At 72.8% G+C, this 24,832-nt stretch carries 20 protein-coding genes and 1 tRNA gene; 10 read left to right on the top strand and 11 right to left on the bottom strand.

The window, feature by feature from the left end:
• Positions 1-91: 91 nt before the first annotated feature.
• Genes BLQ67_RS13945 through BLQ67_RS13930 form a run of 4 tightly spaced genes read left to right on the top strand, consistent with a single transcriptional unit; the run spans position 92 to position 3,302 of the window.
• Positions 92-781, top strand: coding sequence for a phosphocholine cytidylyltransferase family protein (locus BLQ67_RS13945; RefSeq protein WP_092506036.1), 690 nt, complete (start codon positions 92-94; stop codon positions 779-781).
• A gap of 60 nt (positions 782-841) precedes the next feature.
• Complete coding sequence (locus BLQ67_RS13940; RefSeq protein WP_092506034.1) at positions 842-1,669, top strand: ABC transporter permease; 828 nt, start codon at positions 842-844, stop codon at positions 1,667-1,669.
• A complete protein-coding gene (locus BLQ67_RS13935) occupies positions 1,669-2,406 on the top strand; it encodes an ABC transporter ATP-binding protein (protein WP_172802340.1) in 738 nt (245 codons plus the stop codon). The genes BLQ67_RS13940 and BLQ67_RS13935 overlap by 1 nt, the downstream gene beginning before the upstream one ends.
• Complete coding sequence (locus BLQ67_RS13930) at positions 2,403-3,302, top strand: hypothetical protein (protein WP_092506032.1); 900 nt, start codon at positions 2,403-2,405, stop codon at positions 3,300-3,302. The genes BLQ67_RS13935 and BLQ67_RS13930 overlap by 4 nt, the downstream gene beginning before the upstream one ends.
• A gap of 80 nt (positions 3,303-3,382) precedes the next feature.
• Here the strand turns inward: BLQ67_RS13930 and BLQ67_RS13925 are convergent, their stop codons facing one another.
• The gene (locus BLQ67_RS13925; RefSeq protein ID WP_092506030.1) at positions 3,383-4,675 is read right to left on the bottom strand and encodes a CDP-glycerol glycerophosphotransferase family protein; all 1,293 of its coding nucleotides are present in this window, start codon (positions 4,673-4,675) and stop codon (positions 3,383-3,385) included.
• 64 nt (positions 4,676-4,739) lie between these two features.
• Here BLQ67_RS13925 and BLQ67_RS13920 point away from each other — a divergent pair, with 64 nt between their 5' ends.
• Complete coding sequence (locus tag BLQ67_RS13920; RefSeq protein ID WP_269457085.1) at positions 4,740-5,804, top strand: glycosyltransferase family 2 protein; 1,065 nt, start codon at positions 4,740-4,742, stop codon at positions 5,802-5,804.
• Between the two features lie 18 nt (positions 5,805-5,822).
• Here the strand turns inward: BLQ67_RS13920 and BLQ67_RS13915 are convergent, their stop codons facing one another.
• Positions 5,823-8,513: a CDP-glycerol glycerophosphotransferase family protein gene (locus BLQ67_RS13915; RefSeq protein WP_172802339.1), complete on the bottom strand. Its 2,691-nt coding sequence runs from the start codon at positions 8,511-8,513 to the stop codon at positions 5,823-5,825.
• Between the two features lie 96 nt (positions 8,514-8,609).
• Complete coding sequence (locus BLQ67_RS13910; protein WP_092506025.1) at positions 8,610-10,253, bottom strand: S1C family serine protease; 1,644 nt, start codon at positions 10,251-10,253, stop codon at positions 8,610-8,612.
• A 92-nt stretch (positions 10,254-10,345) separates the two neighbouring features.
• Here BLQ67_RS13910 and BLQ67_RS13905 point away from each other — a divergent pair, with 92 nt between their 5' ends.
• Entirely contained in the window at positions 10,346-11,554 is a 1,209-nt protein-coding gene (locus BLQ67_RS13905) for an aminotransferase class I/II-fold pyridoxal phosphate-dependent enzyme (RefSeq protein WP_092506023.1), read from the top strand.
• Positions 11,555-11,571: 17 nt separating this feature from the next.
• Here the strand turns inward: BLQ67_RS13905 and BLQ67_RS13900 are convergent, their stop codons facing one another.
• Positions 11,572-12,393, bottom strand: a complete 822-nt coding sequence (locus BLQ67_RS13900; protein WP_092506021.1) for a carbon-nitrogen hydrolase family protein — start codon at positions 12,391-12,393, stop codon at positions 11,572-11,574.
• Positions 12,394-12,581: 188 nt separating this feature from the next.
• On the opposite strand from BLQ67_RS13900, the gene BLQ67_RS13895 reads away from it, so the two are divergent.
• Positions 12,582-12,902: a thiamine-binding protein gene (locus BLQ67_RS13895; RefSeq protein WP_092506019.1), complete on the top strand. Its 321-nt coding sequence runs from the start codon at positions 12,582-12,584 to the stop codon at positions 12,900-12,902.
• Positions 12,899-13,606, top strand: coding sequence for an AIM24 family protein (locus BLQ67_RS13890; RefSeq protein WP_092506016.1), 708 nt, complete (start codon positions 12,899-12,901; stop codon positions 13,604-13,606). The genes BLQ67_RS13895 and BLQ67_RS13890 overlap by 4 nt, the downstream gene beginning before the upstream one ends.
• A gap of 54 nt (positions 13,607-13,660) precedes the next feature.
• Here BLQ67_RS13890 and BLQ67_RS13885 read toward each other — a convergent pair whose 3' ends face one another.
• Positions 13,661-14,455, bottom strand: coding sequence for a carbonic anhydrase (locus BLQ67_RS13885; RefSeq protein ID WP_092506014.1), 795 nt, complete (start codon positions 14,453-14,455; stop codon positions 13,661-13,663).
• An 86-nt stretch (positions 14,456-14,541) separates the two neighbouring features.
• Here BLQ67_RS13885 and BLQ67_RS13880 point away from each other — a divergent pair, with 86 nt between their 5' ends.
• On the top strand, positions 14,542-15,141 hold the full coding sequence (locus BLQ67_RS13880; RefSeq protein WP_092506012.1) for a TetR/AcrR family transcriptional regulator: 600 nt from the start codon (positions 14,542-14,544) through the stop codon (positions 15,139-15,141).
• A 2-nt stretch (positions 15,142-15,143) separates the two neighbouring features.
• On the opposite strand, the gene BLQ67_RS13875 is transcribed toward BLQ67_RS13880, so the two are convergent.
• The 4 genes from BLQ67_RS13875 to BLQ67_RS13860 all read right to left on the bottom strand — a co-directional run bounded on the left by BLQ67_RS13875 (position 15,144) and on the right by BLQ67_RS13860 (position 19,999).
• On the bottom strand, positions 15,144-15,485 hold the full coding sequence (locus BLQ67_RS13875) for a CHY zinc finger protein (protein ID WP_092506010.1): 342 nt from the start codon (positions 15,483-15,485) through the stop codon (positions 15,144-15,146).
• Positions 15,486-15,575: 90 nt separating this feature from the next.
• Positions 15,576-15,652 (bottom strand) — tRNA-Met (locus BLQ67_RS13870).
• 63 nt (positions 15,653-15,715) lie between these two features.
• Complete coding sequence (locus BLQ67_RS13865; protein ID WP_092506008.1) at positions 15,716-18,820, bottom strand: UPF0182 family membrane protein; 3,105 nt, start codon at positions 18,818-18,820, stop codon at positions 15,716-15,718.
• A 114-nt stretch (positions 18,821-18,934) separates the two neighbouring features.
• Entirely contained in the window at positions 18,935-19,999 is a 1,065-nt protein-coding gene (locus BLQ67_RS13860; RefSeq protein ID WP_092506006.1) for a YlbL family protein, read from the bottom strand.
• 84 nt (positions 20,000-20,083) lie between these two features.
• Here BLQ67_RS13860 and BLQ67_RS13855 point away from each other — a divergent pair, with 84 nt between their 5' ends.
• Positions 20,084-21,460 carry a zinc-dependent metalloprotease gene (locus BLQ67_RS13855; protein WP_092506004.1) on the top strand — a complete coding sequence of 459 codons (1,377 nt, stop codon included), beginning with the start codon at positions 20,084-20,086 and terminating at the stop codon, positions 21,458-21,460.
• A 726-nt stretch (positions 21,461-22,186) separates the two neighbouring features.
• On the opposite strand, the gene BLQ67_RS13850 is transcribed toward BLQ67_RS13855, so the two are convergent.
• On the bottom strand, positions 22,187-23,872 hold the full coding sequence (locus BLQ67_RS13850; RefSeq protein WP_092506002.1) for an ATP-dependent helicase: 1,686 nt from the start codon (positions 23,870-23,872) through the stop codon (positions 22,187-22,189).
• Entirely contained in the window at positions 23,869-24,771 is a 903-nt protein-coding gene (nudC, locus tag BLQ67_RS13845; RefSeq protein WP_092506000.1) for an NAD(+) diphosphatase, read from the bottom strand. Before nudC ends, BLQ67_RS13850 begins: the two co-directional genes overlap by 4 nt.
• Between the last annotated feature and the right edge of the window lie 61 nt (positions 24,772-24,832).

Here is a 24,832-nt window from a genome sequence, read left to right as displayed (position 1 = left end):
ACAGTGAGGTGTCTCCCAGGTGTGACCTGGGTGAACGTCAGGGGAACAGGCCATCCTGGGGCCGTCCCGCACCACCGCATTGGAGAAGGCAATGACCACGCAGATCGTGATCCTCGCAGCAGGCATGGGCTCGCGCCTGGGCCGTTCGCTGCCCAAGAGCCTGACGGTGCTCAACGACGGCCGCACCATCATGCAGCAGCAGGTCGAGAACGTGCACGCCGCGTTCGACGACGCCCGCATCACCACCGTCGTCGGCTACAAGGCCGACCACATCATCGACGCGTTCCCCGAGAACACGTACGTCTACAACGACGAGTACGACGTGACGAACACGTCGAAGTCGCTGCTGCGCGCGCTCCGCGCGTCGAAGCCCGGCGGCGTGCTGTGGATGAACGGCGACGTCGTCTTCCACCCCGGTCTGCTCGCCCGCGTCGCCGAGCGCGTCGCCGCCGACCAGTCGACCGTCGCCGTCGACACCTCGAAGGTCTCCGACGAGGAGGTCAAGTACACGCTCGACGCTCGCGGCAACATCGCGGAGCTGTCGAAGGTCGTCAAGGGCGGCCTCGGCGAGGCCATCGGCATCAACTTCATCTCGTCGACCGACAAGGCGACGCTCATCCGTCACCTGCAGCGCTGCGACGCGCAGGACTACTTCGAGCGCGGCATCGAGACGGCGATCGCAGAGGCCGGCATCCGCGTGCAGCCGCTCGACATCTCCGACCTGTTCGCGGTGGAGGTCGACTTCGCCGAGGACCTCGACCGAGCGAACCTCTACGTCTGATCGCATCCGACGCCGGTCGCCTCGTGGCGACCGGCGTCGCTGCGTGTCCGGCGACCTAGGATGACGAGCGTGACCGCTCCGACGCACGCCCGCGACTCCTGGTCTCGGGCCCGTCGCTACCGCCACAGCCTCTGGCTGCTCACGTCGCGCGACCTGCGCGTGCGGTACTCGACGTCGTTCCTCGGCTACCTGTGGTCGGTGCTCGACCCGCTCGCGATGAGCGCGATCTACTTCTTCGTGTTCACGGTCGTCTTCCGACGCGACGTGGGCTTCGAGCCGTACATCCTCTTCCTCCTCGGCGGCCTGCTGCCGTGGATGTGGATGAGCGGGGCGATCTCGGACTCGACGCGCGCCTTCATCAAGGAGGCGCGGCTCATCCGATCGACGAAGGTGCCGCCCACCATCTGGGTCGCGCGCCTCACGCTCGCGAAGGGCATCGAGTTCGTCGCATCGCTGCCGGTGCTCGCGCTCTTCGCGATCGTCGCCGGGATCACCCTCGGCTGGGACAAGGTCCACGTCGGCTGGGAGATCGTGCTCTTCCCGCTCGGCATCGTGCTGCAGGCGGCGCTCGTGCTCGGCATCGGCCTCATCGTCGCGCCCCTCACGGTCTTCTTCCGCGACCTCGAGCGCGCCGTGAAGCTCGTGCTGCGGTTCGCGTTCTACGCGACGCCCATCGTCTACGACCTCGGCGACCTGCCCGCGAACCTCCAGACGCTCGGAGCGTTCAACCCGCTCGCGGGCATCCTGTCGCTCTACCGTGCGACGTTCTTCCCCGAGGCGCTCGACTGGACGGCCGTCGGCATCTCGGCCGGCGTGACCGCGCTGCTGCTCGTCGTCGGCACGCTCGTCTTCCGGCGCAGCATCCACGCCGTGCTGAAGGAGGTCTGATGGCTGTCATCGAGGTCGCAGGCCTCGGCATCCGGTTCAAGCGCACGCGCTCGTCGCGGCGCTCGTTCAAGGACCTCTTCGCCGGCCGTGCGCGTCGCACGCGGCCCGGCGAGTTCTGGGCGCTGCGCGACGTGACGTTCCGGGTCGAGGCGGGCGAGGCCATCGGCGTCGTCGGCCGCAACGGCCAGGGCAAGTCGACGCTGCTCAAGCTCGTCGCCGGCGTCGTGCTGCCCGACGAGGGCACCGTCGACGTGCACGGCGGCGTCGCGCCGCTCATCGAGATCACCGGCGGCTTCGTGCAGGACCTCACGGTGAAGGACAACGTGTACCTCACGGCCGGCCTGCACGGCATGACCAAGGCCGAGATCGACGCGGCGTTCGACGAGATCATCGGCTTCGCCGGCATCGAGGACTTCGTCGGCACGCCCTACAAGCACCTGTCGAGCGGCATGAAGGTGCGCCTCGCGTTCTCGGTCGTCTCGCGCCTCGACGAGCCGATCCTGCTCGTCGACGAGGTGCTCGCCGTGGGCGACAAGGCATTCCGAGAGCAGTGCTACCGCCGCATCGAGGCTTTGCTGGCCGAAGGCCGTACCCTCTTCCTCGTCTCGCACAACGAGCGCGACCTCAAGCGCTTCTGCACCAGGGGGCTGTACCTCGACAAGGGGGGTCTGGTCGTGGACGGTCCCATCGAGGATGTGCTGGAGCGATACGCACGAGAGCACGGGGGGAAGGCATGACCGACGGACGCCACCAGCAGCACGAGCCGCAGGCCCAGCAGGACATGGGTTGGCTCGTGAAGACGATCGACGCCGTGGTCGCGAAGCAGCGGCCGCTCGTCGTCAACCATCTGCGCGAGGTGCGCAGGCGCAACCCGCACATCACCCCCGAGCAGCTCATCGCGCGGCTCGAGAAGCAGTACCTCGCCGCCGTGTCGGCGTCGGGCGCCGCCGTCGGTGCCTCCGCCGTCGCGCCGGGCGTCGGCACCGCCGCCTCCCTCGGCCTCACGGTCGCCGAGACGGTGGCCTTCCTCGAGGCCAGCGCGTTCTTCGCGCAGGCCGTCACCGAGGTGCACGGCCTGCACGTGCGCGACCCCGAGCGCTCGAAGGCGCTCGTGATGTCGCTCATGCTCGGCTCGGAGGGCTCGTCGCTCGTGCGCCGCGTCACCGAGCAGTCGCTCGGTCGCGGTGCCGCGAACGACGCGTTCTGGGGGCAGCTCATCACGACGACGCTGCCGTCGGGCTTCGTCGCGAACACGATCGTCGACTACCTCAAGCGCGCGTTCCTCAAGCGCATGACGGCGCAGACCGGCAAGTCGATGCTGGGCCGCGCGCTGCCGTTCGGCATCGGCGCGGTCGTCGGCGGCGTCGGCAACCACATCCTCGGCCGGCACATCGTGCGCAACGCGCGCGACGCGTTCGGCCCGCCGCCCGCCTGGTACGACCCCGACCTCGAGCCGCTGCCGAAGGCGCAGCGGCCCAAGCGCCTCCCCCGCTCGGCGCGGGATCGGATGCAGCAGGGCTACGACGCGAACAGGAAGCCGGGATTCGGCGGAGCGCTCGAGCGCCTGCGGCGGAAGCCGAAGGACGACGGCGCGCCCGAGGGCGACCAGCCGGGCGACGAGCCCACGCAGTAGGTCGGGTCGGCGCTACGGCGTCGGGCCGTCCTCCTCACCCACCGCGGGCTCGTCGTCGTCGACCTCGGCAGCGCCCGAGGCTACGGCGTCGGGCCGTCCTCCTCGCCCACCGCGGGCTCGTCGTCGTCGACCTCGACCTCGAAGGCGTCGGTGCGGTGGCGCTCGGCGTGCTGCGCCCAGATGGCGAGCAGCCGCTCGATCGCCGCGTGGAAGCGCGTCGTGGCGCTGCCGTGCGTCGTGTCGCCGAAGTAGTGCGTGCTCCAGCGCTCGAGCCGCGCGAGCGCCTCGCCGTCCTCGGCGACGCGGTCGATCTCGGGGAGCGGGTCGGCGATGCCCGCCTCGAGCCACTCGCACGCGCCGAGGTAGCCGCGCTCGTCGACGTCGGCCTCCTCGGCCGCGGGGCGCGTGATGAGGATGGGGCGGCCGACCGCGAGGCGGTCGTAGACCATCGCCGACACGTCGGTGATGGCGACGTCGGCGTCGGCGAGCTGCCAGCCGAGCTGCGGGCCGTCGTCGTAGACGTGGTGGGCGCTCGAGTCGCGGCGGTTCGCCGCCTGGATCATCGCGACGATGCGCTCGTGCGCCGCCTTGTACGCCTCGTCGCGCACGCCCGAGCGCGGATGCGGGCGGTACACGAGCCGGTGCTGGTCGCTCGCGAGCACCGCGGTGGCGACGTCGACGCCGTGCGTCGCGATCGACCCGTACGCGGCGGCGGGCCGGTCGCCCTCCCACGTGGGCGCGTAGAGCACGACCCGTCGCCCATCCGACGGGTACGGCACGGGCGCGGCGAAGTGGTCGGCCTGCGGGCGGCCGATCTCGAGCGTGCGGCGCTCGAGGTCGTAGTCCCACAGCTTCGCGCCGAGGCGGTCGCGCGCGGCCTGTCCGGCGACGAGCGCGTAGTCGTACGCCTTGAACTGGTTCGTGGTCATGTACATCTTGTCGGACTCGCCGTGGTTGATGAACACGTGCCACATGCGCCCGTAGCGCAGCATCTGGAAGTTCTTGGCGTTCTGGTTCACGTAGAGCACGAGCCGCGGCCCGCGGTGCTCGAGGAACGCCTCGATGTCGCCGACCTGCGTCACCGACCACACGGGCAGGTCGGTCTCCTGCCACAGCTGCAGCGCGGCGCCGGGGCTGCGCGCGAGGATGCCGACGGGGTGCGTCTTCGCGAGCTCGCGCAGCGGCTCGTACCACTGGCGCAGCTGGTACATGTTGACGGGGCCGTCGGCGTAGTAGACGACGATCTCGACGTCGCCCGGATGCGTCGTCTCGTGCTGCGCTCGGATGCGCGCGACCTCCGCCCGGTTCCGTCGGGAGGTGAGCCCGTTCCGGAAGAGACGGCGGGCAGCGGCGAGGTCGCGGCGCAGCGGCATGGTCTCCAGCCTACGGCGGTCGCCGGTGAGCGATCGCACGGGCGCTCTCTGCCATGCTTGCTCGGTGACTGACGAGCATGCATGGCCGGGCGTCTCCTACGTCATGCCCGTGCTCAACGAGGAGCGCTACCTGGCCGGCGCCGTCGCGACGGTCATGGCGCAGGACTACCCCGGCGAGCGCGAGCTCGTGCTGGCGCTCGGCCCCTCGACCGACGGCACCGACGCGGTCGCCGAGCGGCTCGCGGCCGAGGATGCGCGCATCCGCCTCGTGCCGAACCCGGGCATGGACATCCCCATCGGCCTCAACCTCGCGATCGCCGCCAGCCGCCACGACGTCGTGGTGCGCGTCGACGCGCATACGCAGATCCCCGCCGACTACACGCGCCTCGCGGTGCGCGCGCTCGAGACGTCGAGCGCCGCCAACGTGGGCGGCCTCATGCTCGCGACGGGCGACACGCCCCTGCAGCGCGCCGTGGCGCGCGGCTACCGCTCGCGCATCGGCCTCGGCGGCGGCTCGTACCACCTGGGTGGCGAGGCCGGTCCGACCGACTCCGCCTACCTCGGCGTCTTCCGCCGCGACGCGCTCGAGGCCGTCGGCGGCTACGACGAGTCCCTGCGCCGCGGCGAGGACTGGGAGCTCAACTACCGTCTGCGCCAGGCGGGCCACCTCGTGTGGTTCGATCCCGCGCTGCAGGTCACGTACTGGCCGCGCGAGACGTGGCCGAAGCTCGCGCGCCAGTTCCACTCGACGGGCGTGTGGCGCGGCGAGCTCGTGCGCCGCATCGGTGCGAGCAACGGCATCCGCTTCTTCGTGCCGCCCGCGCTCGTCGTTGCCGTCGCGCTGTCGGTGCTCGTGGGCCTCGCGACGGCGCTCGTCGCGCTCGTCGCCACGGTGCCGACGTGGCTCGCCGTCATCTCGGCGCTGCTGGGCCTCGCGCCCGCCGCCTACCTCGTGCTGCTCCTCGGCGCCGTCGTGACGACGCCCGGCTCGCTCGGCGACCGTCTGCGCTTCGCGGGCGTCGTCGCCGTCATGCACCTCGCGTGGGGCACCGGATTCCTGCAGGGCGTCGTGCGCGGTGCAGGCACGAACCGCGACACGTCTCGCAGCGAGGGCGGGCTCACGGCCTGAGCCGGTCGACCGACCGGTCTAGAGGATGCCCTCCGCGAGCATCCGCTGCACGACCCGCTCCCCCGCGTGCCCGTCGTCGAGCGGGGCGAAGCGCTCGCGCCACGCCCGCCTGCGCTCGTCCCAGCCGTCGCCGGGACCTGCGGCGAGCACGGCGTCCTCGACCTCGTCGAGCGTGCGCGCGAACGGACCGGGCGCGAGCTCGGCGAGGTCGAACGTGAAGCCGCGGAGGCGGTCGCGGTAGTCGTCGAGGTCGGGCACCGCGAAGACCGTCGGCAGCTCGAGGCCCGCGGCGTCGAACATGACCGACGAGTAGTCGGTCACGAGCACGTCGGCGGCGACGAGCAGCTCGGCGACGTCGGGATACGTCGTGGCGTCGACGACGCCCTCGCCGTGCAGCTCGAGCCCGCCGCCCGCGTGCGAGCGCGCGTGGCCGCGCACGACGACGCGCCACCCATCCCCCAGCCGGGTAGCGAGCGCAGCGACGTCGACGTGGTCGACCACGGCGATGCGGTCGTCGCGCCACGTGGGCGCGTAGAGCGCGACGCGGACGTCGGCGGGCACGCCGAGGCGGGCGCGGATCGCTGCGCGGTCGCCCGTCTGCAGCACGTCGCCGCGCGGGTAGCCGAGCTGCCACACGTCGCCGCGGAACGCGTAGGCGGCGCGCAGGTGCTCGGCGGCGAACGGGTTCTGCGCCAGCAGCACGTCCCAGCGGCGGCCCTCGAGCCGCGAGGCGATGCGCGTGCGCAGGCTCTGGCCGCCGCGCTCGAGCGCGAGGCGCTTGAGCGGCGTGCCGTGCCAGGTCTGCACGACCTTCTGATGCGTCATGCGGCGGTGGCGCTTGCGCAGCCAGTCGTTCACGACGAGCGCGCGAGCACCGCCACGGATGCGCCACCACGCCTCGGTGCCCTCGACGGCGCGCACGGTGCCCTCGGGGATCGGCACCGACCCGTCGACGGTCGACCACGCGCGCACGACGTCGGGCGCGATGGTCGCGAGCGCGTGGTCGATGCCTGCTGGGTTGCACGACGCCGCGGTGCCGTAGAACGCCTCGAGCATGACGGCGCGCTGCGGCTCGGGGCTGCCGAGGTGGCGGCGCTGCAGCGCGCGCTGCGCACCCGGCGCACGCTCGGCATCCGTGAGCGGCGGGGCGAGCACGACGGCGAGGGACGCCTCGCGCGGCTCGATCGCGATGCGCGCATCGAGCGCGAGCTCCGGCTTGGGCAGGGATGCGGGCGGCGCCAGCTCGATGCGGGCTCCCGAGACGTCGAGCACCTCGACGACGTACGCGTCGCTCGGCAGCACGAGCCTCGGGCCGCCCCACCGCGAGCGCGTGAGCGGCACGGATGCCTCGATCGTCTCGCCGACCGCGAGCTCGCCGGCGATCGTCTCGCGAGCACCCCGCAGCCGCACCGCGACGGGCGTCGTCGCGCCCGCGTCGATCCGCAGCCGCAGCCGCTCGCCGTCGCGCCACGCGGCGACGACCGACGCGGGTGCCGACGGCTCCGCCGGCGGCTCGCCGTGGCCGAGCGCCGCGTCGATCGCCTGCAGCACGCGCTGCGTCGACCCCCCGAACGCCGTCACGTGGTCGGCGACGAGCACGCGCGCGTGCGCGAGCCGCTCGTCGCGCGCCGCACCCGGCTCGGCGACGTCGCTCGCCCACGCGAGCAGGGCATCCCACGTGCGCTCGTGGCGCCCGCCCGAGAACGTCGCGTACGCGTCGTACAGGCCGCGCGAGGCGGCGTAGGCGGCGACGTCGGGGGCGAGCAGCAGCGTGGGGATGTCGAGGGTCGCGGCGTCGTACGCGATCGACGAGAAGTCGGTGACGAGCAGGTCGACGCCCGGCAGGGCGGGCGTGACGTCGGCGAGCCGGTCGTGGCCGAGCAGGCCGATGCGATCGCTCGTCGCCGCGCCTGCGGCGTAGTCGCCGAGGCCGTGCGGGTGCGAGCGCACGACGAGGCGCGCGTCGTGCGCCTCGAGCCACGCGGCGATGCGCTGCCATTCGTCGGCCGTCGGCACCGCGGGGTCGGGCTTGCCGTCGCGCCACGTCGGCGCGTAGAGCACCGTCGCGCGGCCGAGCGCACCCGACCGGTCGAGCAGCGCCGTCGCCGCCGCACGCACCGCGGGCTCGTCGCCACGGGCGAGCACGTCGACGCGTGCATCGCCGAGCACGCGCACGGTCTCGGCGCCGAGGCCCAGCGCCGAGCGCATGCGGCTCGCCGCCCGCTCCGACGCGACGGGCAGCAGGCGGATGCGCGACGCCGAGCGTCGATGCGCCTCGCGCAGCAGCCGCCGCACGGGCGCGACGTCGGGCACGCCCGCGATGCGCAGCCAGCCCGGCGCATCCCGGTGCAGGTGCTTCAGCGGGATGCCGTGCCACAGGTGCACGAGGTACGCGCCGTGCACGCCGGCGCGCGACACGTCGCCGAAGCCGTGCGTGATCACGACGACGCCCGCGCGGAGGGTCGCGACGAACGCGCCCCAGCCCCGCACGGTGCGGATGCCGTGCGCGGCGGCGTCGGCCGCATCCCGGTCGGTGCGCACGACCCAGGCGACGTCGTCGCCGCGCGCCTGCGCCGCGAGCGCGAGCGGCAGCGCGCCCTCGCCGACGCCCGAGCCGCAGCCGACGACCCAGCGGTGCCGGTCGCGCGCGACGACGAGCGATGCCGCTGCGCCGAGCGCGACGGCCGGCAGGGCGAGCAGCGTGCGCAACGTGCGCCGCGAGACCTGGAGTGCGATGCCGCCAGCATACGAGGACGCGGCGCGTCCCACCGGATGGTGGGACGCGCCGCGTCATGGAGCGGCGCGCTACGAGAGCGTGCCGAGCGTCACGTCGACGTCTTGCTCCGACCCTCCGCGGAGGATCGTGAGGGTGACGGACGCGCCGCCCGCCTCCGCGCGGATCTGCGCGGTGAGGTCGGTCGCGCTCGTGACGGGCGTGCCGTCGACGGCCGTCACGACGTCGCCTGACTGCAGGCCGGCGGCCGCCGCCGCGCCATCCGCCGTGATGTCGGCGAGCTGCGCGCCCGTGTGGCCGACGCTCGCGTCCGTCACGTCGCCCACCGAGGCGCCGAGCAGGCCGTGCGTCGCCGTGCCGGTCGACACGATCTCGTCGACGACGCGCTGCACGAGCGACGCCTCGATCGCGAAGCCGATGCCGATCGAGCCCGCCTGCGACGACGAGTCGCTCGACGACATCGACGCGATGGCCACGTTGACGCCCATGAGCTGACCTGCCGCGTTCAGCAGGGCACCGCCGGAGTTGCCGGGGTTGATCGACGCATCCGTCTGGATCACGGGGATCGAGATGGTCTCCTGCGCCGCCTGGGCGCCGCCCTGGCTCCAGAAGCCGAAGGGCGACTGCTGCGACTGCGCCGAGCTGTCGTCCTGCGTCGCGCTCGGCGAGATCTGCAGGCCGCGGTCGACCGCCGACACGATGCCGTCGGTGACGGAGTTCGACAGGCCGAGCGGGGCGCCGATCGCGATCGCCGTGTCGCCGACCGACACCGAGTCGGAGTCGACGAACGTGATGACGGGCAGGTCGGCGTCGACGCGCAGCACGGCGAGGTCGACCGTCGGGTCGGTGCCGACGACGGTGGCCTCGAGCAGCTGGCCATCCGAGGTCTCGACCGTGATCGTCGCGTCGGACGCGGCGCCGTCGAGCGTGACGACGTGGTTGTTCGTGACGATGATGCCGCCGTCGCCCACGACGACGCCCGAGCCCGTGCCCGAGCCGGCCGACGACACGGCCTCGACGGTGACGACCGACTGCGACGCCGTCTGCGCCACGTCGGCGATCGTCTGCGGGTCGGTCGCCGAGGCGCCCGTGATGGTCACGTCGCTCGCTGCCGACGTCGACGAGCCGCCGTGCTGCGCCACGAGGGTCGCAGCCGTCGCGCCCGCCGCGCCGCCGAGCACCGTGCCGCCGAGCAGGCCCGCGAGCGCGAGCGCCGCGATGGGGCGGCGGCGCCTGCGGGGCTTCACGGGTGCGGACGCGCCGGTGCCGGGAGCCTGCGCGAACGCCGAGCCGGCGTGCGCGCCCTGCGGGGCGTGCGGGCCGAAGGGCGTGGATGCGGGCTGCTGCCAGGCAGGCTGCTGGACCGTCGCGTGCGCCTGCGCTGCCGGGTTGGGCACGTGGCCCTGCGCCTGCGGCTGGGGCGCGGTGGCCGACTGCTGCCACGGGTTCGGCACCTGCGGCACCTGCGGCGCCTGCGGCACCGACGGGCCGGGCTGCGCCTGCGGCGCGGATGCCGCGGGCTGGGCTGCCTGGGGCGATGCCTGCTGCGGTGCCGACTGCTCGGGCGCGGCCGCGGACTGCTGCTGCGCCGTGGGCGGCGGGGGCACCTCGCGCGAGGCCTGCCCCCAGGCGGCCTCCTGCTGAGGCTCGTGCGGCCAACCGGTCGCGTGGTCCGGCGGCACCTGGCCGCGCTCGTCGTTCGTCATGGGCACCATGTCACGCCTCGAGTCAGTGCGATCCCTATGCGCTGTCCAAGACGCGGATTCGGAACCTGAGCGCCCCCTGCACGTCGGCTACCGTGGGGTGCATGACCGATGCACCGTGGCGGAGGACGGCGGCAGCCGCAGGGCTGCTGGGCTCGACGGGCGAGATCGCGCCGACGATCTTCGCCGAGATGACGGCCCTCGCGACGCGCACGGGCGCCATCAACCTCGGGCAGGGCTTCCCCGACTTCGACGGCCCCGCCGTCGTGCTCGACGCGGCGCAGCGCGCCATCCGCGACGGCGTCAACCAGTACTCCCCCGGCCGCGGGCACCCCGAGCTGCTCGAGGCCGTCGCCGAGCATCAGCGCCGCTGGTACGGCCTCGGCACGACGACCGCCGAGGTGCTCGTCACCGCCGGCGCGACCGAGGCGCTCGCCGCCACGATGCTCGCCTACCTCGAGCCGGGCGACGAGGTCGTCGTCTTCGAGCCGTACTACGACGCCTACGCGGCGATCGCGGGTCTCGCGGGCGCGCGCATCGTGCCCATCCCCCTGTCGCCGCCGACGTTCGAACCCGATGTCGACCGCATCGAGCGCGCCTTCACGTCGCGCACGCGCATGGTGATCGTGAACTCGCCGCACAACCCCACGGGCGTCGTGTTCGACGAGGACGTGCTGCGCGAGGTCGTGCGCTGCGCCGAGCGCCGCGATGCGCTCATCGTGACCGACGAGGTCTACGAGCACCTCGTGTACGACGGACGGCACGTGCCCATCGCATCCATCGACGGCGCGCGCGATCGGCTCGTGTCGATCGGCTCAGGTGGCAAGACGTTCTCGACCACCGGCTGGAAGGTCGGCTGGCTCGTGTCGACGCCCGAGCGCGTCACGCAGATCCTGTCGGTGAAGCAGTACCTGACGTTCGTGAACGGCGCGCCGTTCCAGCCGGCGATTGCCGCGGGGCTGCGCATGGACGACGAGGCGTTCGACACCCTCGCGGCCACGTTCGCCCGCAAGCGCGACCTGCTGACGCGCGGGCTGCGCTCGGTGGGCCTCACGGTGCCGGATGCGCAGGCCGGCTACTTCGTGCTCGCCGACGGCTCGGGCCTCGGGTTCGCGAACGCCACCGACCTCGCGCGTCGCCTGCCGGAGCTCGCGGGCGTCGTGGGCGTGCCGCTCGCGCCGTTCGCCCGGGCCTCCCGCCACGACCTGAAGCCGTGGATGCGGTTCGCGTTCTGCAAGCGCGACGAGGTGCTGCGCGACGCCGTCGACCGCCTCGGCGCGCTGCGCGGGCTCGCGGAGGCGCCGACGGCATAGCCGCGCGTCCGCTGGCGTCAGCCGCCGACGACGCGGTGTCGACGGTTCGCGAGCGACGGGTTGCGCTCGCGGACGCTCGCCGTGCGAGCGGCATCGATCGGAGCCACCGCGATGCCCTCGGCCTCGCCGAGCTGCGCGAGCGCGACGCCCATCGGGTCGACGATCAGCGATCGGCCGGCGCCGATCGGCGGCGCGTGGTCGGCCGCGATGACGTGCACGGTGCTCTCGATCGCGCGCGCCGTGACGAGCGTGACCCAGTGGTGCTCCTTGAGCGGCCCGCGCACCCACTCGGCGGGGACCGCGAGCACGTCAGCACCTGCATCCACCAGCAGGCGCGACTGCTCGGGGAACCGCACGTCGTAGCAGGTCTGGAGGCCGATGGCGTGGCCGTCGACGTCGATCACAGGACGCTGCGCGGGGTCGCCGGGCGTGAGCCAGTCGGACTCCCGGGCGCCGAACGCGTCGTACAGGTGCACCTTGCGGTACGCGGCGAGCACGCGCTCGCCGTCGACCGCGACGACGGTGTTGGCGACGCGGGGCGTGCCGTCGGCGTCGTCGTCGAGGCGCTCGACCATGCCCGCCACGACGACGGCGCTCGCTGCGGCGGCCGACTCCTGCAGCGTCACGACGAACGGGCCGTCGAGCGGCTCGGCGATCGTCGGCGCCAGCGCCGCCATGTCGGCGTCGAACGCCTGCGAGTACTCCGGCAGCACGATCAGCCGCGCGCCCCGCTGCGCCGCCTCGGCGACGAGCCGCGCCACCTCCGCACGGTTCGCAGCGGGGTCGGCGCCGGGCGCCCACTGGACGGCGGCGGCGAGGAGGGTCGACGGCGTGGCCATGCGCCCCAGCCTATGCAGCGGACTCCCCCATCCACCTGCAGTGGTCGCCTCCGAACGCGGAGTGGTCACTTCCGTGCGATGAGTGGCCACTTCCCGTACGCGACACGCCGCGTGCAGCGGCCGGAAGTGACCTCTCCTTCCCAGACCCGGCGCGAGAGGATGAGCGCGAACCACACGAAGGGAGCGACATGCTCGTCGCATTCTCGGTCGCGCCCGGCACGGCGGGACCCGACGGATCCGTGCACGACGCCGTCGCCAAGGCGGTGCGCATCGTGCGCGAGTCCGGCCTGCCGAACCGCACCGACGCCATGTTCACGACCATCGAGGGCGAGTGGGACGAGGTCATGGCGGTCGTCAAGGCCGCGACCGACGCCATCCTCGAGGCCTCGCCCCGCGCATCGCTGGTGCTGAAGGCCGACATCCGGCCAGGATGGGCCGGAGAGCTCGACGGCAAGGTCGACCGACTCGAGCAGGCGCTCGAGGAGCCCGCACACGAGGAGGACCGATGAAGAGCGAGCTCTTCGCGCAGGCGTACCACGAGAAGCAGACCCAGGAGCGCTGGGTCAAGCAGTCCGACCGCATGATGCGCGTCAACGTCACCGGCACCGACGTCATCGCCGCCAAGGGCTCGATGGTCGCGTACCAGGGGCAGATCCAGTTCCACCACGAGGGTGCCGGATCCGTCGAGAAGTTCCTGAAGAAGGCGCTCACGGGCGAGGGCGCGCCGCTCATGCGCATGCAGGGCCAGGGCGAGGTGTTCCTCGCGCGCGACGCGCAGAACATCTTCACCGTCACGCTCGAGAACGAGGGCCTCACGGTCAACGGCGAGAGCCTGCTCGCGTTCGACCACACGCTGCAGTGGGACATCAAGATGCTGCGCGGCGGCGGCTTCATGGCCGGCGGCCTCTTCAACCTCGAGATCGGCGGCAACGGCACCGTCGCCGTCACGTGCGACGGCGAGCCGCTGCTGCTCGACTGCTCGGTGCAGCCCACGTTCGTCGACCCGCAGGCCGCCGTGTGCTGGTCGGCCAACCTGCAGCCGCAGGTGGTGAACTCCATGAACATGCGATCGCTGCTGCGCGGCGGCACGGGCGAGGCGTTCCAGCTCGCCTTCCACGGTCCGGGCTTCGTCATCGTGCAGCCCTCCGAAGGCCGCCCGCAGACGTCGGGCCAGAACGGCGGAGGCTCGAGCGGCGTCAGCCTGTTCGGCTGAGGGGGCGCGCGTCGCCCGGCGATGCGCCGGCGACGCGCGCTGCGTCGGCTCGGCTCAGCCGAGCGACGCCACGCTCGTCACGAGGCGCCCGCCGAGCTCCTGCACGGGGCGCGCGTTGCCGGCGTAGGCCGTCTCGAGCGCGGCGATCTGCTCGGCGTCGAGCTCGATGGCCTCCTGCATGACGAGCCACTGCACGCCCTCCGAGCACGGCGGCGTCGTGAGGCTGCCCTCGTACGCGTAGTGCGCCGTCGACGTCGGCAGCATCGCAGCGACGTCGATGTCGCCCGCGACGTCGCCCTCCTGCGTCGTCGCCGCGATGAAGTCGTCGAACGCCGCGGCGTGCGCGCCCTCGACCGCGAGCACGCCCACGACCAGCAGGTCGCCGTCGTCGTCCGCATGCACGAAGTGGAACTCCACGGGCGCGGCCTCGCCGTCGACCGTGTGCTCCGACGGGTCGTGGAAGTGCATCTGCACGAGCGCGTACTCCGTGCCCTCGTACTCGAGGGTCGCGTCGTCGTCGGCATCCATCTGGAACGTGTGGCCCGTGTCGTGCACGTGCTCGGCGATCGTGCCGTAGTCGACCGACAGCTCGTCGGTGCCGGCCTGATCGTCGGCGTGCAGGTCGATCGGCGACTGCTGCGTGCCGTCCTGGCACATGCCGAAGTCGGCGGACAGCTCGCCCCAGTGGTCGGGCCCCTCCTCGCCCTCGTACGACCAGTGCACGGCGACGGCCGATGCCGCCGGGGACTCCTCGACGGCGGTCGAGTCGTCACCGGATGCGGCGCAGCCGGTGAGCGCGACGGCGACGGCGAGCGCCGACGGGGCGACGAGACGGATGGAGCGATGCATGGGTGCCTCTCTGCTGGGTCGCGTCGATGGTGACGCGCAAGCAGAATACTCATTCCGTATGAACCGAGCGGCGATACGATCGGCGCATGCCTCGCCTCACCGACGTCACCCGCGAGGCACGCAGGACGACGATCGCGACGAGCATGCTCCGCGTCATGCAGCGCAGCGGCTGGGCGCGGCTCACGATGGCCGACGTCTTCGCCGAGTCGGGGCTGTCGGCAGGCTCGGTCTACTCGCACTTCGCGAGCAAGGAGGCGCTCGCGCGCTACGTCGTCGAGCGCGCCCACCGCGTGCTGCTCGACGACCTCGAGGCGTTCGGCGAGCAGCGCACGGCCAATGGCCCCGTCGTGACGCCGGCGGCGCTCACGCGCTGGCTCGTCGAGCGGCTGGATGCCCGCCGCGCCTACCTGCCCGCGATGGCGCAGCTGTCGACGCCCGGCACGGTCGACCCCGCCCTCACCCAGGCCATCGAGGCGCACCTCGCCGAGATCCGCGCGCACCTCGCCGCGATGCTCGCACCGTGGAGCGAGCATGCCGACGCCCCGACGCCGACGGCCGCCGTCGACCTCGCGATCGCCGGCATCGTCACGACGGCGCGCGCCTTCGTGATCCGCACCGGCGCCGACGATGCCATCACGGTCGACGGCTTCCTCGCCTCGCTGCGGGTCGTGGTCGCCGAGGACTGAGCTCAGGCGGCCGGAGGCGGGCCGTCGAAGTACCGGGGCCAGTGCAAGGCGCAGCCCGGGTTGAACGGCGCCGAGCAAGCCGGACAGGCCGCCGCGAGGCCGTACTCCGCGATCGTCAGCTCGTGGCCGCAGACGCCGCACATCGCACCGATCTCGTCGCGCGCATCCGCCGGCCACGTCGCGATGAGGTGGTCGGCAGCCTGCTCGTGGCAGGCGTCGCACGGGTAGTACGCGCGGCAGCATGCGAAGCGCATCGCGACGACGTCGAGCGGCGACGACCAGTGGATGCAGCGGGTCTCGTCGTCGACGACCGGACCGAGCACGGGCGGGCGCTGCTGCGACATCCGCTCCCCCGTCCGACCGAGATCCAGGCCCTCGAGGACCCTTGCGCCAATGCAGAAGGCCCGCCATCTGGCGGGCCTTCTGATTCACACTGGTTGCGGGGACAGGATTTGAACCTGCGACCTCCGGGTTATGAGCCCGGCGAGCTACCGAACTGCTCCACCCCGCGGCACGAGATATGACTCTAGCACGGCTTCGAGGCCCTCTCGAACCACGGGGTGGATGGGTTCGCCTAGGGCGAAGGCTCCTCGCTGGGCGCGGGCTCGTCGCCAGCGCTCGTGATCTGCCCGATGAGCGTGTTCGCCTGGTTCACGGCCTCCTGGAGGCGCTCGTCGGCCTCCGCGGCCGCCACGAGGTCGTTGGCCGCGTAGGCCGCCTCACGCTCGTCGAGCGCCGTCGCCGCGGCCTGCAGCGTCGAGGCGAGCTGCGTCTGCAGGTCGCCCTCGCCCGAGCCGGTGCCCGAGCCCGCATCGCCGCCGGTGCCGTCGCCGCCACCCTCGATGGGCAGACCCGTCTCGGGGTCGATCGGCTGCACGCCCTCGTCGCCCGCCTGCGCACCGGAGTCGCCGCCGAAGAGCTCGTCGAGCGCCTCGTCGAGCGTCGGCTGGAACGCGATCGCATCGCCGAACGACACGAGCACGCTGTCGAGCACCGGGAACGTCGTGCCCGACGTCGACTGCAGGTAGATCGGCTGCACGTAGAGCATGCCGCCACCCACGGGCAGCGTCAGCAGGTTGCCGTAGACCACGTCGGACTGGCCGTCCTGCAGCAGGTTGAGCACCTGGCCGATGGCGGAGTCGGTGTTGAAGTTGTTCTGCGCCTGGCCCGGCCCTGGGATCTGCTGATCCTCCGGGATGTTCTGCAAGGTGAGCTGGCCGTAGGACTCCGACACCTCCCCAGCCGTCGCTCCGGCGTCGGAGTTCACCGACAGGTAGCCGTAGAGCAGCTCACGGCCGGTCGACGGCGGGATGAACGTCGAGTACAGCGAGAACGCCGGCGCCTCGCCGTTCACGGCCATCGTCAGGTAGTACGGCGGCTGCGCGGTGTCGTCGCCGTCGGGGTTCGTCGGGTTGTCGGGCGTACGCCACACGTCGGTGCCCGAGTAGAACTCGCTCGCGCTCGTCACGTGGTACTGCCCGAGGATCGCCCGCTGCACCTTGAACAGGTCGGCCGGGTAGCGCACGTGAGCCATGAGCTCGCCCGACATCTCGCTGATCGGCTGCAGCGTGCCGGGGTAGATCTGGTCGTACGCCTGCAGGATCGGGTCCTCGGGATCCCATGCGTAGAGCGTGACCGATCCGTCGAACGCGTTGACCACGGCCTTCACCGAGTTGCGGATGTAGTTGATCGTGTCGCCGGCGCCTGGCGTCGGGTTCGTGTTCGACGAGTCCTGGATCGCGCTCGCGATCGACGTCTGCCACGAGCCCGGGTACTGCGCCGTCGTCGTGAAGCCGTCGACGATCCACACGATCTCGCCGTCCACGACCGTGGGGTACGGGTCCTGGTCGAGCGTCAGGTACGGCGCCACCTGCTGCACGCGCGCGAGCGGGTCGCGGTTGTAGAGGATCTGCGAGTCGTCCGCGACGGCGTTCGAGAACAGGATCTGCTCCGACTGGAACTTGATGGCGTACACGAGGCGCGACAGGAAGCCGCCGACCTCGGGGCCGCCCTCGCCCTCGTACGGCGTCACCGTGCCTGCACCGATGTTGCCCTCTGCGCCATCCGTCGCAGGTGCGTCGGTCGCAGCGGGGTCCTCCGACGCGGCCGGGTCCTCCGACGCCGCCGGGTCGTCCGACGCCGCCGGATCCTCCAATGCCGCGGGATCGTCCGACGGCACGGGCTCGTCGGAGGGCACGACCGCCTCGGCCGTCTCGTCCTCCTGCGTGCCACCGCCGACGATCGAGTACTCGGGGCTGTTCTCGCCGAAGTAGATGCGCTGCTCGAAGTCGCCCAGCTCGCCCTGCGCCGGGATGCCCGACTGCAGGAAGACGGGGCGGCCGTCGGCGGCGCGCTGGTTGCCGTACGCACCCACGAGGCCGTAGCCGTAGGTGTAGATGATGTGCTGGTTGTACCAGTCCTGCTCCGCGAGGAACTCGGGGTTCAGCTCGCGCAGCGCCACGACGGCATCCTGCGTCACGCCGTCGATCTCGTAGCGGTCGACGTCGAGCGACTCGTCGAAGGCGTAGTACTGGCGCAGACCCTGCAGCGCCGAGAACGTCACGCCCACGACCTCGGGGTCCTGCAGACGGATGCTCGCGGTCGTCGCCTGGTCGGCCGCGAGCGCGCCCGCCTCGGGGTTCGTCGCGATGTCGACGTCGACCTCGGTCATGGCGTCGACGCCGTACGCGAAGCGCGTCGCGTCGATGTTGTCCTGGATGTACGGCTGCTCGAGCGTGCCGGCCGACGGGTCGACCTGGATGCGCTGGATGATCGCCGGGTAGCCGAAGCCGATGATGACCGAGGCGACGACGAGCAGCGCCGTGCCGACGATCGAGTGGCGCCAGCGGCCGATGACGGCCGTGACGATGAAGAAGATGGCCACGAGCGCCGCGATGCCCGCGAGGATCTGCATGCCGGGGATGCCGGCGTTCGCCTCGGTGAAGCCGGGGCCCGTGTAGACCTCGCCGCCGAGCGACGTCGACGTCATCGTCATGTACTGCGCGAGCCACTGGCTCACGGCGAACGTCGCCATCCACAGCGCGACGACGATGCCGATCTGGATGCGCGCGCTGCGCGAGATGCGCAGCTCACGACCCGTGATGCGGACGGCGCCGTAGAGGTAGGCGGTGGCGACGGTCGCGAGGCCGCAGGCGAAGAGCACCGCGAGCGCGAACGACACGATCTCCTGGTACATCGGCAGCTCGAACACGTAGAAGCCGGCATCGAGGCCGAACTGGGCGTCGGTCTCGCCGAACGACTGGCGGTTGAGCCACAGCAGCGCCGTGTCCCAGCGCGACGCGGACGCGAGGCCCGCGAAGAGGCCGAAGACGGCCGGCACGACCCACATGGCCAGGCGGCGCAGCGGTGCGACGAGCTCCTGGTAGCGGTCGAGCTGGCTCGAGAGCTGCGCGTACATGGGGCGCGAGCGGAACGCGACCTGCATCGCGACGGCGAGCGGCACGGCCATGGCGAGGAATCCGATGGCGAACATGGCCGCCATCGCGACCCAGCGCACCTGCAGCACCTGCACGAAGCCGAGCTGGTCGAACCAGAGCACGTCGGCGTAGAAGCCGGAGAAGAGCATGAAGCCCACCACGATGGCCGCGACGACCGCGAGCGTGATGATGAGGGGCGAGCGGCGCAGAGCGGTCTGCGCAGGACGAGCGGTGTCGGACACGAGTCTCCAGGGTCGACGGGGGGTCCACGCATCCTACCCGCGGGGGCTATGGCCTCCCCCGGTGCGTCCGCCCACGGCGCATCCGGATCCCGTGAGGGATCCGGCAGCCTCGCGTCAGCCCGCGGTGCAGGTGGGCAGCGCGCTCGTGTCGCCGCCCGACGCGACGGTCTCGATGGCCGTCATGGCGTCGTCGAGCGTGTCGACCGCGACGACGTGCAGGCCGTCGGGCACGTTGCCCACGACCTCGCCGCAGTTCTCGACCGGGGCGAGGAACCACTCGGCGCCCGCCGCGAGCGCGCCGTGCATCTTCTGCTCGATGCCGCCGATGGGGCCCACGTCGCCCGTCGCCGAGATCGTGCCCGTGCCCGCCCACTCGACGCCGCCCGTGAGCGACCCCTCGGTGAGGCGGTCGACGATGCCGAGCGCGAACATCATGCCGGCGCTGGGGCCACCGACGTTCGGCAGCTCGATCGACACGTCGATCGGGAAGGTGAAGGCGTTCTGCGGCACGATGCCCACGAGCCGCTGGCCCTGCGACTCGATCGGCTCGACCGTGACTGTCATCGGCTGGCCGTCGCGCTCGATGTCGAACGTCGAGGCGCCGTCGACGGCCGCGATCGACTCGCGGATCGAGGAGACGTCGTACGCGGGGTCGCCGTTGACCGAGAGGATGCGGTCGCCCTCCTCGAGCACGCCGTCGGCGGGGCTGTCGGCGAGGACGTCGGCGATCGTCACCTCCGCGTCGATCTCGTAGCCCTCGTGCAGCAGCGCCGCGGCGATCGCGGCCGCCTGCGACGACTCCATCTCGATGCGCCCGGCCTCGTTCGACTGCTCGATCGTCTCGGTCGGCGCGTAGACGAGGTCCATCGGCAGGATCTCGTCGGCCGGGTCCAGGAAGGCGCCGGCGACGTCGACCCACGTGAGCGGTCGCTGCGGGTTGCCCGCGATCGAGACCGTGAGCAGCGTGAGGGAGCCCTCGGTGTCGGGATGGTCGAGGTCGGCCGGCACGGTGATGAGCGGTCCCGCATCCGTCTCGCCGAGGGTGTCGAACGTCGGGCCCGGCTGCTCGACGACGAACGGCGACGGCAGGAAGGCCATGCCCAGCAGCGCGCCGAGGGACACGAAGACGGCGGCCCAGCCACCGAACGCTGCACGATCGCGTCGACGCGGGAAGAGCATCGTGGGCCTCCTGTTCGCCGTCGGCGCAGGCTCCGATGCCCACGATCGGCCCGCCCGGCGCGAGCCCGGCGCTAGCGTAGTCGCATGGCCGATCAGTCCCCCGACCAGGGCCCGGACCGCGACGACGACCGCGATCCCGAGGCCGAGCTGCGCGACATGCTGCAGCAGTTCCTCGGCGGGCAGATCGACCCGCAGCAGCTCGGCGCTGCCGCGGGCATCCCCGCCGATCCGGCCCTGCTGCAGCAGCTCATGGCGCAGCTGCAGAGCGCGCTGCAGCGCACGGGCGACGGCATCGACTGGTCGGTCGCGCGGCAGCAGGCGCTGCAGGTCATCAGCCGCGACCCCGGCTCCGTCTCGGCCGAGGAACGGGAGGCGGTGCAGCAGGCTGCGCGCCTCGGCGCCATCTGGCTCGACGAGGCCACCGACATCGGCACGATCTCCGAGATCACCCTCCTCTCCCGCCAGCAGTGGGCGGAGGCGACGATGCCGGTCTGGCAGGAGATGAGCGAGCCCGTCGCGTCCTCGATCGCCGACGCGCTCACCGACGCCATGCGGCAGCAGGCGCCCGAGGAGGCGCAGGAGATGATCGCAGGCGCCTCGCGGCTGCTGCGCAACGTCGGCGGCACGCTCTTCGCGATGCAGCTCGGCCAGGTCGTCGGCCGCCTCTCGAGCGAGGTGCTCTCGGGCGGCGACGTGGGCTTCCCGCTGCTCGACGAGCAGGCGGCGATGCTGCCCGTCAACCTGCAGGGCCTCGCCGAGGGCCTCGAGATCCCCGCCGACCAGGTGCACATCTGGCTCGCGGTGCGCGAGCTCGGCCACGCACGCCTCTTCCACCACGCCAAGTGGCTGCGTCTGCACGTGCTGTCGCAGGTGCGCGAGTACGCCGAGGGCATCCGCATCGACGTCGAGCGGCTCGAGGAGCTCGCCGCCGACCTCGACATGAGCGACCTGCAGAATCCCGAGGCGCTGCGCGAGGCCCTCTCGTCGGGCTCGCTCATCCCGCCGAAGACCGACGAGCAGCTGCAGAGCCTCGCCCGCCTCGAGACGACGATCGCGCTCGTCGAGGGATGGGTCGACGCCGTCACGACCGAGGCGACCGCCCGGCTTCCCCGCCGCGACGCGATCGCGGAGGCCGTGCGCCGTCGCCGCGCGACCGGCGGCCCCGCCGAGCGCGCGTTCGGCACGCTCGTCGGCCTCGAGATCCGCCCGCGCCGCCTGCGCGAGGCATCCGCCTTCTGGCGCCAGGTGACGGAGGCCGTGGGCGCCGAGGCGCGCGACTCGCTGTGGGCGCATCCCGACCTGCTGCCGACGAGCGACGACATCGACGACCCGTCGCGCATCATCGCCGTGCTGCAGGGCGGCACGCCCGAGCCCGACGACGTCGACCGCGCCCTCGAGGACCTGCTCGCCGACGACCGCGACGACCGCCCCCACGAGCGCGAGGACGGCACCGCCGACTGACGCCCGCCCGCGCGGCTGTGGACAGTCGCGCACCGCCCGTCGCCCGCGACGGCATCCTCTCGGGCATGCTGCGCCTCGACCCCGCCCTGCCGATCATCTGGACGTCGCCCAGGAGCGTGCGCCTCGGCGCGCAGCGGGCCATCGCGACGCTCGACGACGTCGACGACGACACGGCCGCGCTGCTCGACCGCATGCAGCGCGGCGTCGTGCCGACCGAGCCCGCCGTCGTGCTCGGCGACGAGCGCGCCGCCGCGCTGCTCGCCGTGCTGGCCCCGGCGCTCGACCACCGCGAGCGCCCCAGGCTGCGCGTCGAGGTGCGCGGCGCGGGACCGGTCGCCGGGACCGTGCGGCGCGTGCTCGAGGAGGACGGGCACCGCATCGCGCAGCGCCGCCTCGACGTCGCGATCTCGGTCGCAGACTGGCGGCTGCCCGACCTCGAGCGGCAGCGGCTGCTGCGCCGCGACCGCGTGCACGTGCCGGTGATCGTCGGCGATCAGCGCATCGTCGTCGGCCCGTGGACCGTGCCCGGCGAGGGCGCGTGCCCGCGCTGCGCCGACCTCGCCGACACCCACGCGGCCGTGCCCCAGGGTCTGCCGCCCATCCGCGAGGTGCCCGCCGCCGCCGTGGCGCAGACCGTCGCGCACGTCGCCGTGCTCGTGAACCTGCACGCCCTCGGCCTCGCCGAGGCGGGCGTCGGCGCGAGCATCGACCTCGACTCGGGGGCGCTCAGCGCCGAGCGCTGGAGCCCGCACCCGCAGTGCGGCTGTCGAGCTCTGCCAGGAAGCGCGACGGCGTCCGGGGCATCCGACCCGACGCGGCGGCATGCGAGAGGTGCAGCGTCGTGCGTGCCCGCGTGATGCCGACGTAGCAGAGGCGGCGCTCCTCGTCGATGGCGTCGAGGCTCGTCGCGTACGAGATCGGCAGCAACCCCTCCGAGAGCCCCACCATGTGCACGTGCTCCCATTCGAGGCCCTTGGCCGCGTGCAGCGTCGCGATCGTCACGGCCTCGACGCCCGGCTCGTGATCCGTCGCGGCGCGACGAGCGAGCTCGCCCGCGAAGCCCGCGGCGGTCGCGCCGGGCGGCGCCTCCTCCGCGAGCGTCACGAGCGCGTGCAGCGCATCCCAGCGCGCACGCTCCTCGCCCTGCGTCGCGGGCGGCTCGTGCGAGTAGCCGATGGGATGCACGACGTCGATGACGGCCTGGAACAGCGGACGGCCGTCGTCGGGCGTCTGCTGCAGCATGAGCATCGCCTGCCGCACGGCCGGCAGCTCGAAGAAGCGCTGCGAGCCCGCGAGCCGCACCGACAGGCCTGCGTCGGCGAGCGCCTGCTCGACGCCCGCGGACTGCGCGTGGAAGCGCACGAGCACCGCCATGTCCGATGCCTTCGCGCCGCGCGCGACGAGCGCACGGCAGCGCTCGGCGACCGCGCGTGCCTCCGCCGCATCCGACGGGTGCATCGACACCTCGACCTCGGGCCCCGTGCGCTCGGTGCGGAGGTGGATGGCGTCGCGGCCGCGCATGAGTCGGTTCGCCGCGCCCACGACCTGCGCCGTCGAGCGATGCGACTGCTCGAGGCGCACGACCGTCGCGTCGGGATGCCTGCCGATGAACTCGGGCAGGCTGCGCGCGTTCGCGCCAGCGAACGCGAAGACCGTCTGGCTCGGGTCGCCGACGACGCACACCTCCTCGCGTCCGCCGAGCCACGCATCCAGCAGCCGCTGCTGCAGCGGCGAGACGTCCTGGTACTCGTCGACCGTCAGGTGCCGGTACTGGCCGCGCACCGTGTCGGCCGCGATGGGCTCGCGCTCGAGCATGCCCGTCGTGGCGAGGATGACGTCCTCGAAGTCGATCTGCCTGCGGTCGTCCTTCAGCCGCTCGTACGTCTCGTGCAGCTCGACCATCGTCGAGACCGGCATGTCGCCGGGCAGCGCGCGGCCGTGCGCGCCCGCGGCGTACTGCTCGAGCGTCAGCGCGCGCGCCTTGCGCCACTCGACCTCGGCGGCGAGGTCGCGCAGCTGCGCCGTGTCGACCCTCAGCTTCAGCTGCAGCGCGGCGTCCGCGATGGTGCGCGCCTTCGTCGGCAGCACCTCCGGCATGCGCCCGCCCGCGAGCCGCGGCCAGAAGTGCGCGAGCTGCGCGAGCGCCGCCGAGTGGAACGTGCGCGCCTGCACCTCGGCGCCCAGCGCCCGCAGGCGCGTGCGCATCTCGCCGGCAGCCTTCGTCGTGAAGGTCACGGCCATGACGCGACGCGGGTCGTAGACCCCGACCGACACGCCGTACGCGATGCGGTGCGTGATCGCACGCGTCTTGCCGGTGCCGGCGCCGGCGAGCACGCACACGGCGCCCTGCACGGCGAGCGCGACCTCGCGCTGCTGGTCGTCGAGGCGCTCGAGGATCGCGTCGGGCGTCACCGATCCAGCCAGCGCTGGATGAGGTACGCCGCGATCGACGCGTTGCCGGGCAGGCCCACGACGCCGTTCCGCACGTCGTCGCGCGTCAGCCAGCGCACCTCGACGATCTCCTCGCCGTCGGGCCGCGCCGCCTCGGGGTCGAGCGCGACGGCCTCGAAGCCCACCATGATGCTGCGCGGGAACGGCCACGGCTGGCTCGCGACGTACGTCGGATCCTCGACCGTGACGCCCGACTCCTCGGCGACCTCGCGCACGACCGTCGCCTCGAACGACTCGCCGAGGTCGACGAAGCCCGCGAAGAGCGAGAAGCGGTCGGTCCACGCCGCGTTGCGGCCCAGCAGGATGCGATCGTCGGTCGCGTCGGTCACGAGCACGATGACGGCGGGGTCCATGCGCGGGAAGTGCTGCGCGCCCGCGGCGTCGACGCCGACCCAGCCGCCCTGCTCGAACGCGACCGGCGAGCCGTCGACGCCCGAGAACGCCGTCTGCGACTGCCACCTGGCGAGCGCGACGGCCTGCGTGAGGATGCCCGCATCCTCGTCGTCGAGCTCGGCGCCGACCTCGCGCAGGCTGCGCCAGTCGCCCAGCTCGCGGCCGTCGCCCGCGCCATCGACGACCGCGCCGTCGACCGTCGCGGCGAGCACGACCGCGCCCTGCTGCTGGTCGAGGTGCCCCGCCGAGCGGCCGAGCCACGCGAACCGCGCGCCGTGCGGCACGCGATCGACGGGCACGCGCACGATCGCGCCGTCGGCGACGAGCGTGCGGTCGCCGTCGACGAGCACGACGCGCGTCGACGCATCGGCGAGCGCCTGCTCGAGCGACCCCTCGCGCATGCGGGATGCGTGGTCGCGATCGAGCGAGGCGCGCGAGAGGGGCGGGATGGCGGGCGAGTCGGTCACGAGCGTCCTTCCCGTCGCAGCGCGTGGCGACGCGGGAGGCGGCGATGCCCGCCGTACCCTC

The organism is Agrococcus jejuensis (genome assembly GCF_900099705.1).
GTDB classification, from domain to species: Bacteria; Actinomycetota; Actinomycetes; order Actinomycetales; family Microbacteriaceae; genus Agrococcus; species Agrococcus jejuensis.
This window is presented reverse-complemented; position numbering and strand designations above follow the sequence as displayed.

What these genes read in the sequence shown, in the direction of transcription:
- BLQ67_RS13945 (WP_092506036.1), top strand. Translation starts at nt 92, where the DNA reads ATGACCACGCAGATCGTGATCCTCGCAGCAGGCATGGGCTCGCGCCTG.
- BLQ67_RS13940 (WP_092506034.1), top strand. Translation starts at nt 842, where the DNA reads ATGACGAGCGTGACCGCTCCGACGCACGCCCGCGACTCCTGGTCTCGG.
- BLQ67_RS13935 (WP_172802340.1), top strand. Translation starts at nt 1,669, where the DNA reads ATGGCTGTCATCGAGGTCGCAGGCCTCGGCATCCGGTTCAAGCGCACG.
- BLQ67_RS13930 (WP_092506032.1), top strand. Translation starts at nt 2,403, where the DNA reads ATGACCGACGGACGCCACCAGCAGCACGAGCCGCAGGCCCAGCAGGAC.
- BLQ67_RS13925 (WP_092506030.1), bottom strand. Translation starts at nt 4,675, where the DNA reads ATGCCGCTGCGCCGCGACCTCGCCGCTGCCCGCCGTCTCTTCCGGAAC.
- BLQ67_RS13910 (WP_092506025.1), bottom strand. Translation starts at nt 10,253, where the DNA reads ATGGTGCCCATGACGAACGACGAGCGCGGCCAGGTGCCGCCGGACCAC.
- BLQ67_RS13905 (WP_092506023.1), top strand. Translation starts at nt 10,346, where the DNA reads ATGACCGATGCACCGTGGCGGAGGACGGCGGCAGCCGCAGGGCTGCTG.
- BLQ67_RS13900 (WP_092506021.1), bottom strand. Translation starts at nt 12,393, where the DNA reads ATGGCCACGCCGTCGACCCTCCTCGCCGCCGCCGTCCAGTGGGCGCCC.
- BLQ67_RS13895 (WP_092506019.1), top strand. Translation starts at nt 12,582, where the DNA reads ATGCTCGTCGCATTCTCGGTCGCGCCCGGCACGGCGGGACCCGACGGA.
- BLQ67_RS13890 (WP_092506016.1), top strand. Translation starts at nt 12,899, where the DNA reads ATGAAGAGCGAGCTCTTCGCGCAGGCGTACCACGAGAAGCAGACCCAG.
- BLQ67_RS13885 (WP_092506014.1), bottom strand. Translation starts at nt 14,455, where the DNA reads ATGCATCGCTCCATCCGTCTCGTCGCCCCGTCGGCGCTCGCCGTCGCC.
- BLQ67_RS13880 (WP_092506012.1), top strand. Translation starts at nt 14,542, where the DNA reads ATGCCTCGCCTCACCGACGTCACCCGCGAGGCACGCAGGACGACGATC.
- BLQ67_RS13875 (WP_092506010.1), bottom strand. Translation starts at nt 15,485, where the DNA reads ATGTCGCAGCAGCGCCCGCCCGTGCTCGGTCCGGTCGTCGACGACGAG.
- BLQ67_RS13860 (WP_092506006.1), bottom strand. Translation starts at nt 19,999, where the DNA reads ATGCTCTTCCCGCGTCGACGCGATCGTGCAGCGTTCGGTGGCTGGGCC.
- BLQ67_RS13855 (WP_092506004.1), top strand. Translation starts at nt 20,084, where the DNA reads ATGGCCGATCAGTCCCCCGACCAGGGCCCGGACCGCGACGACGACCGC.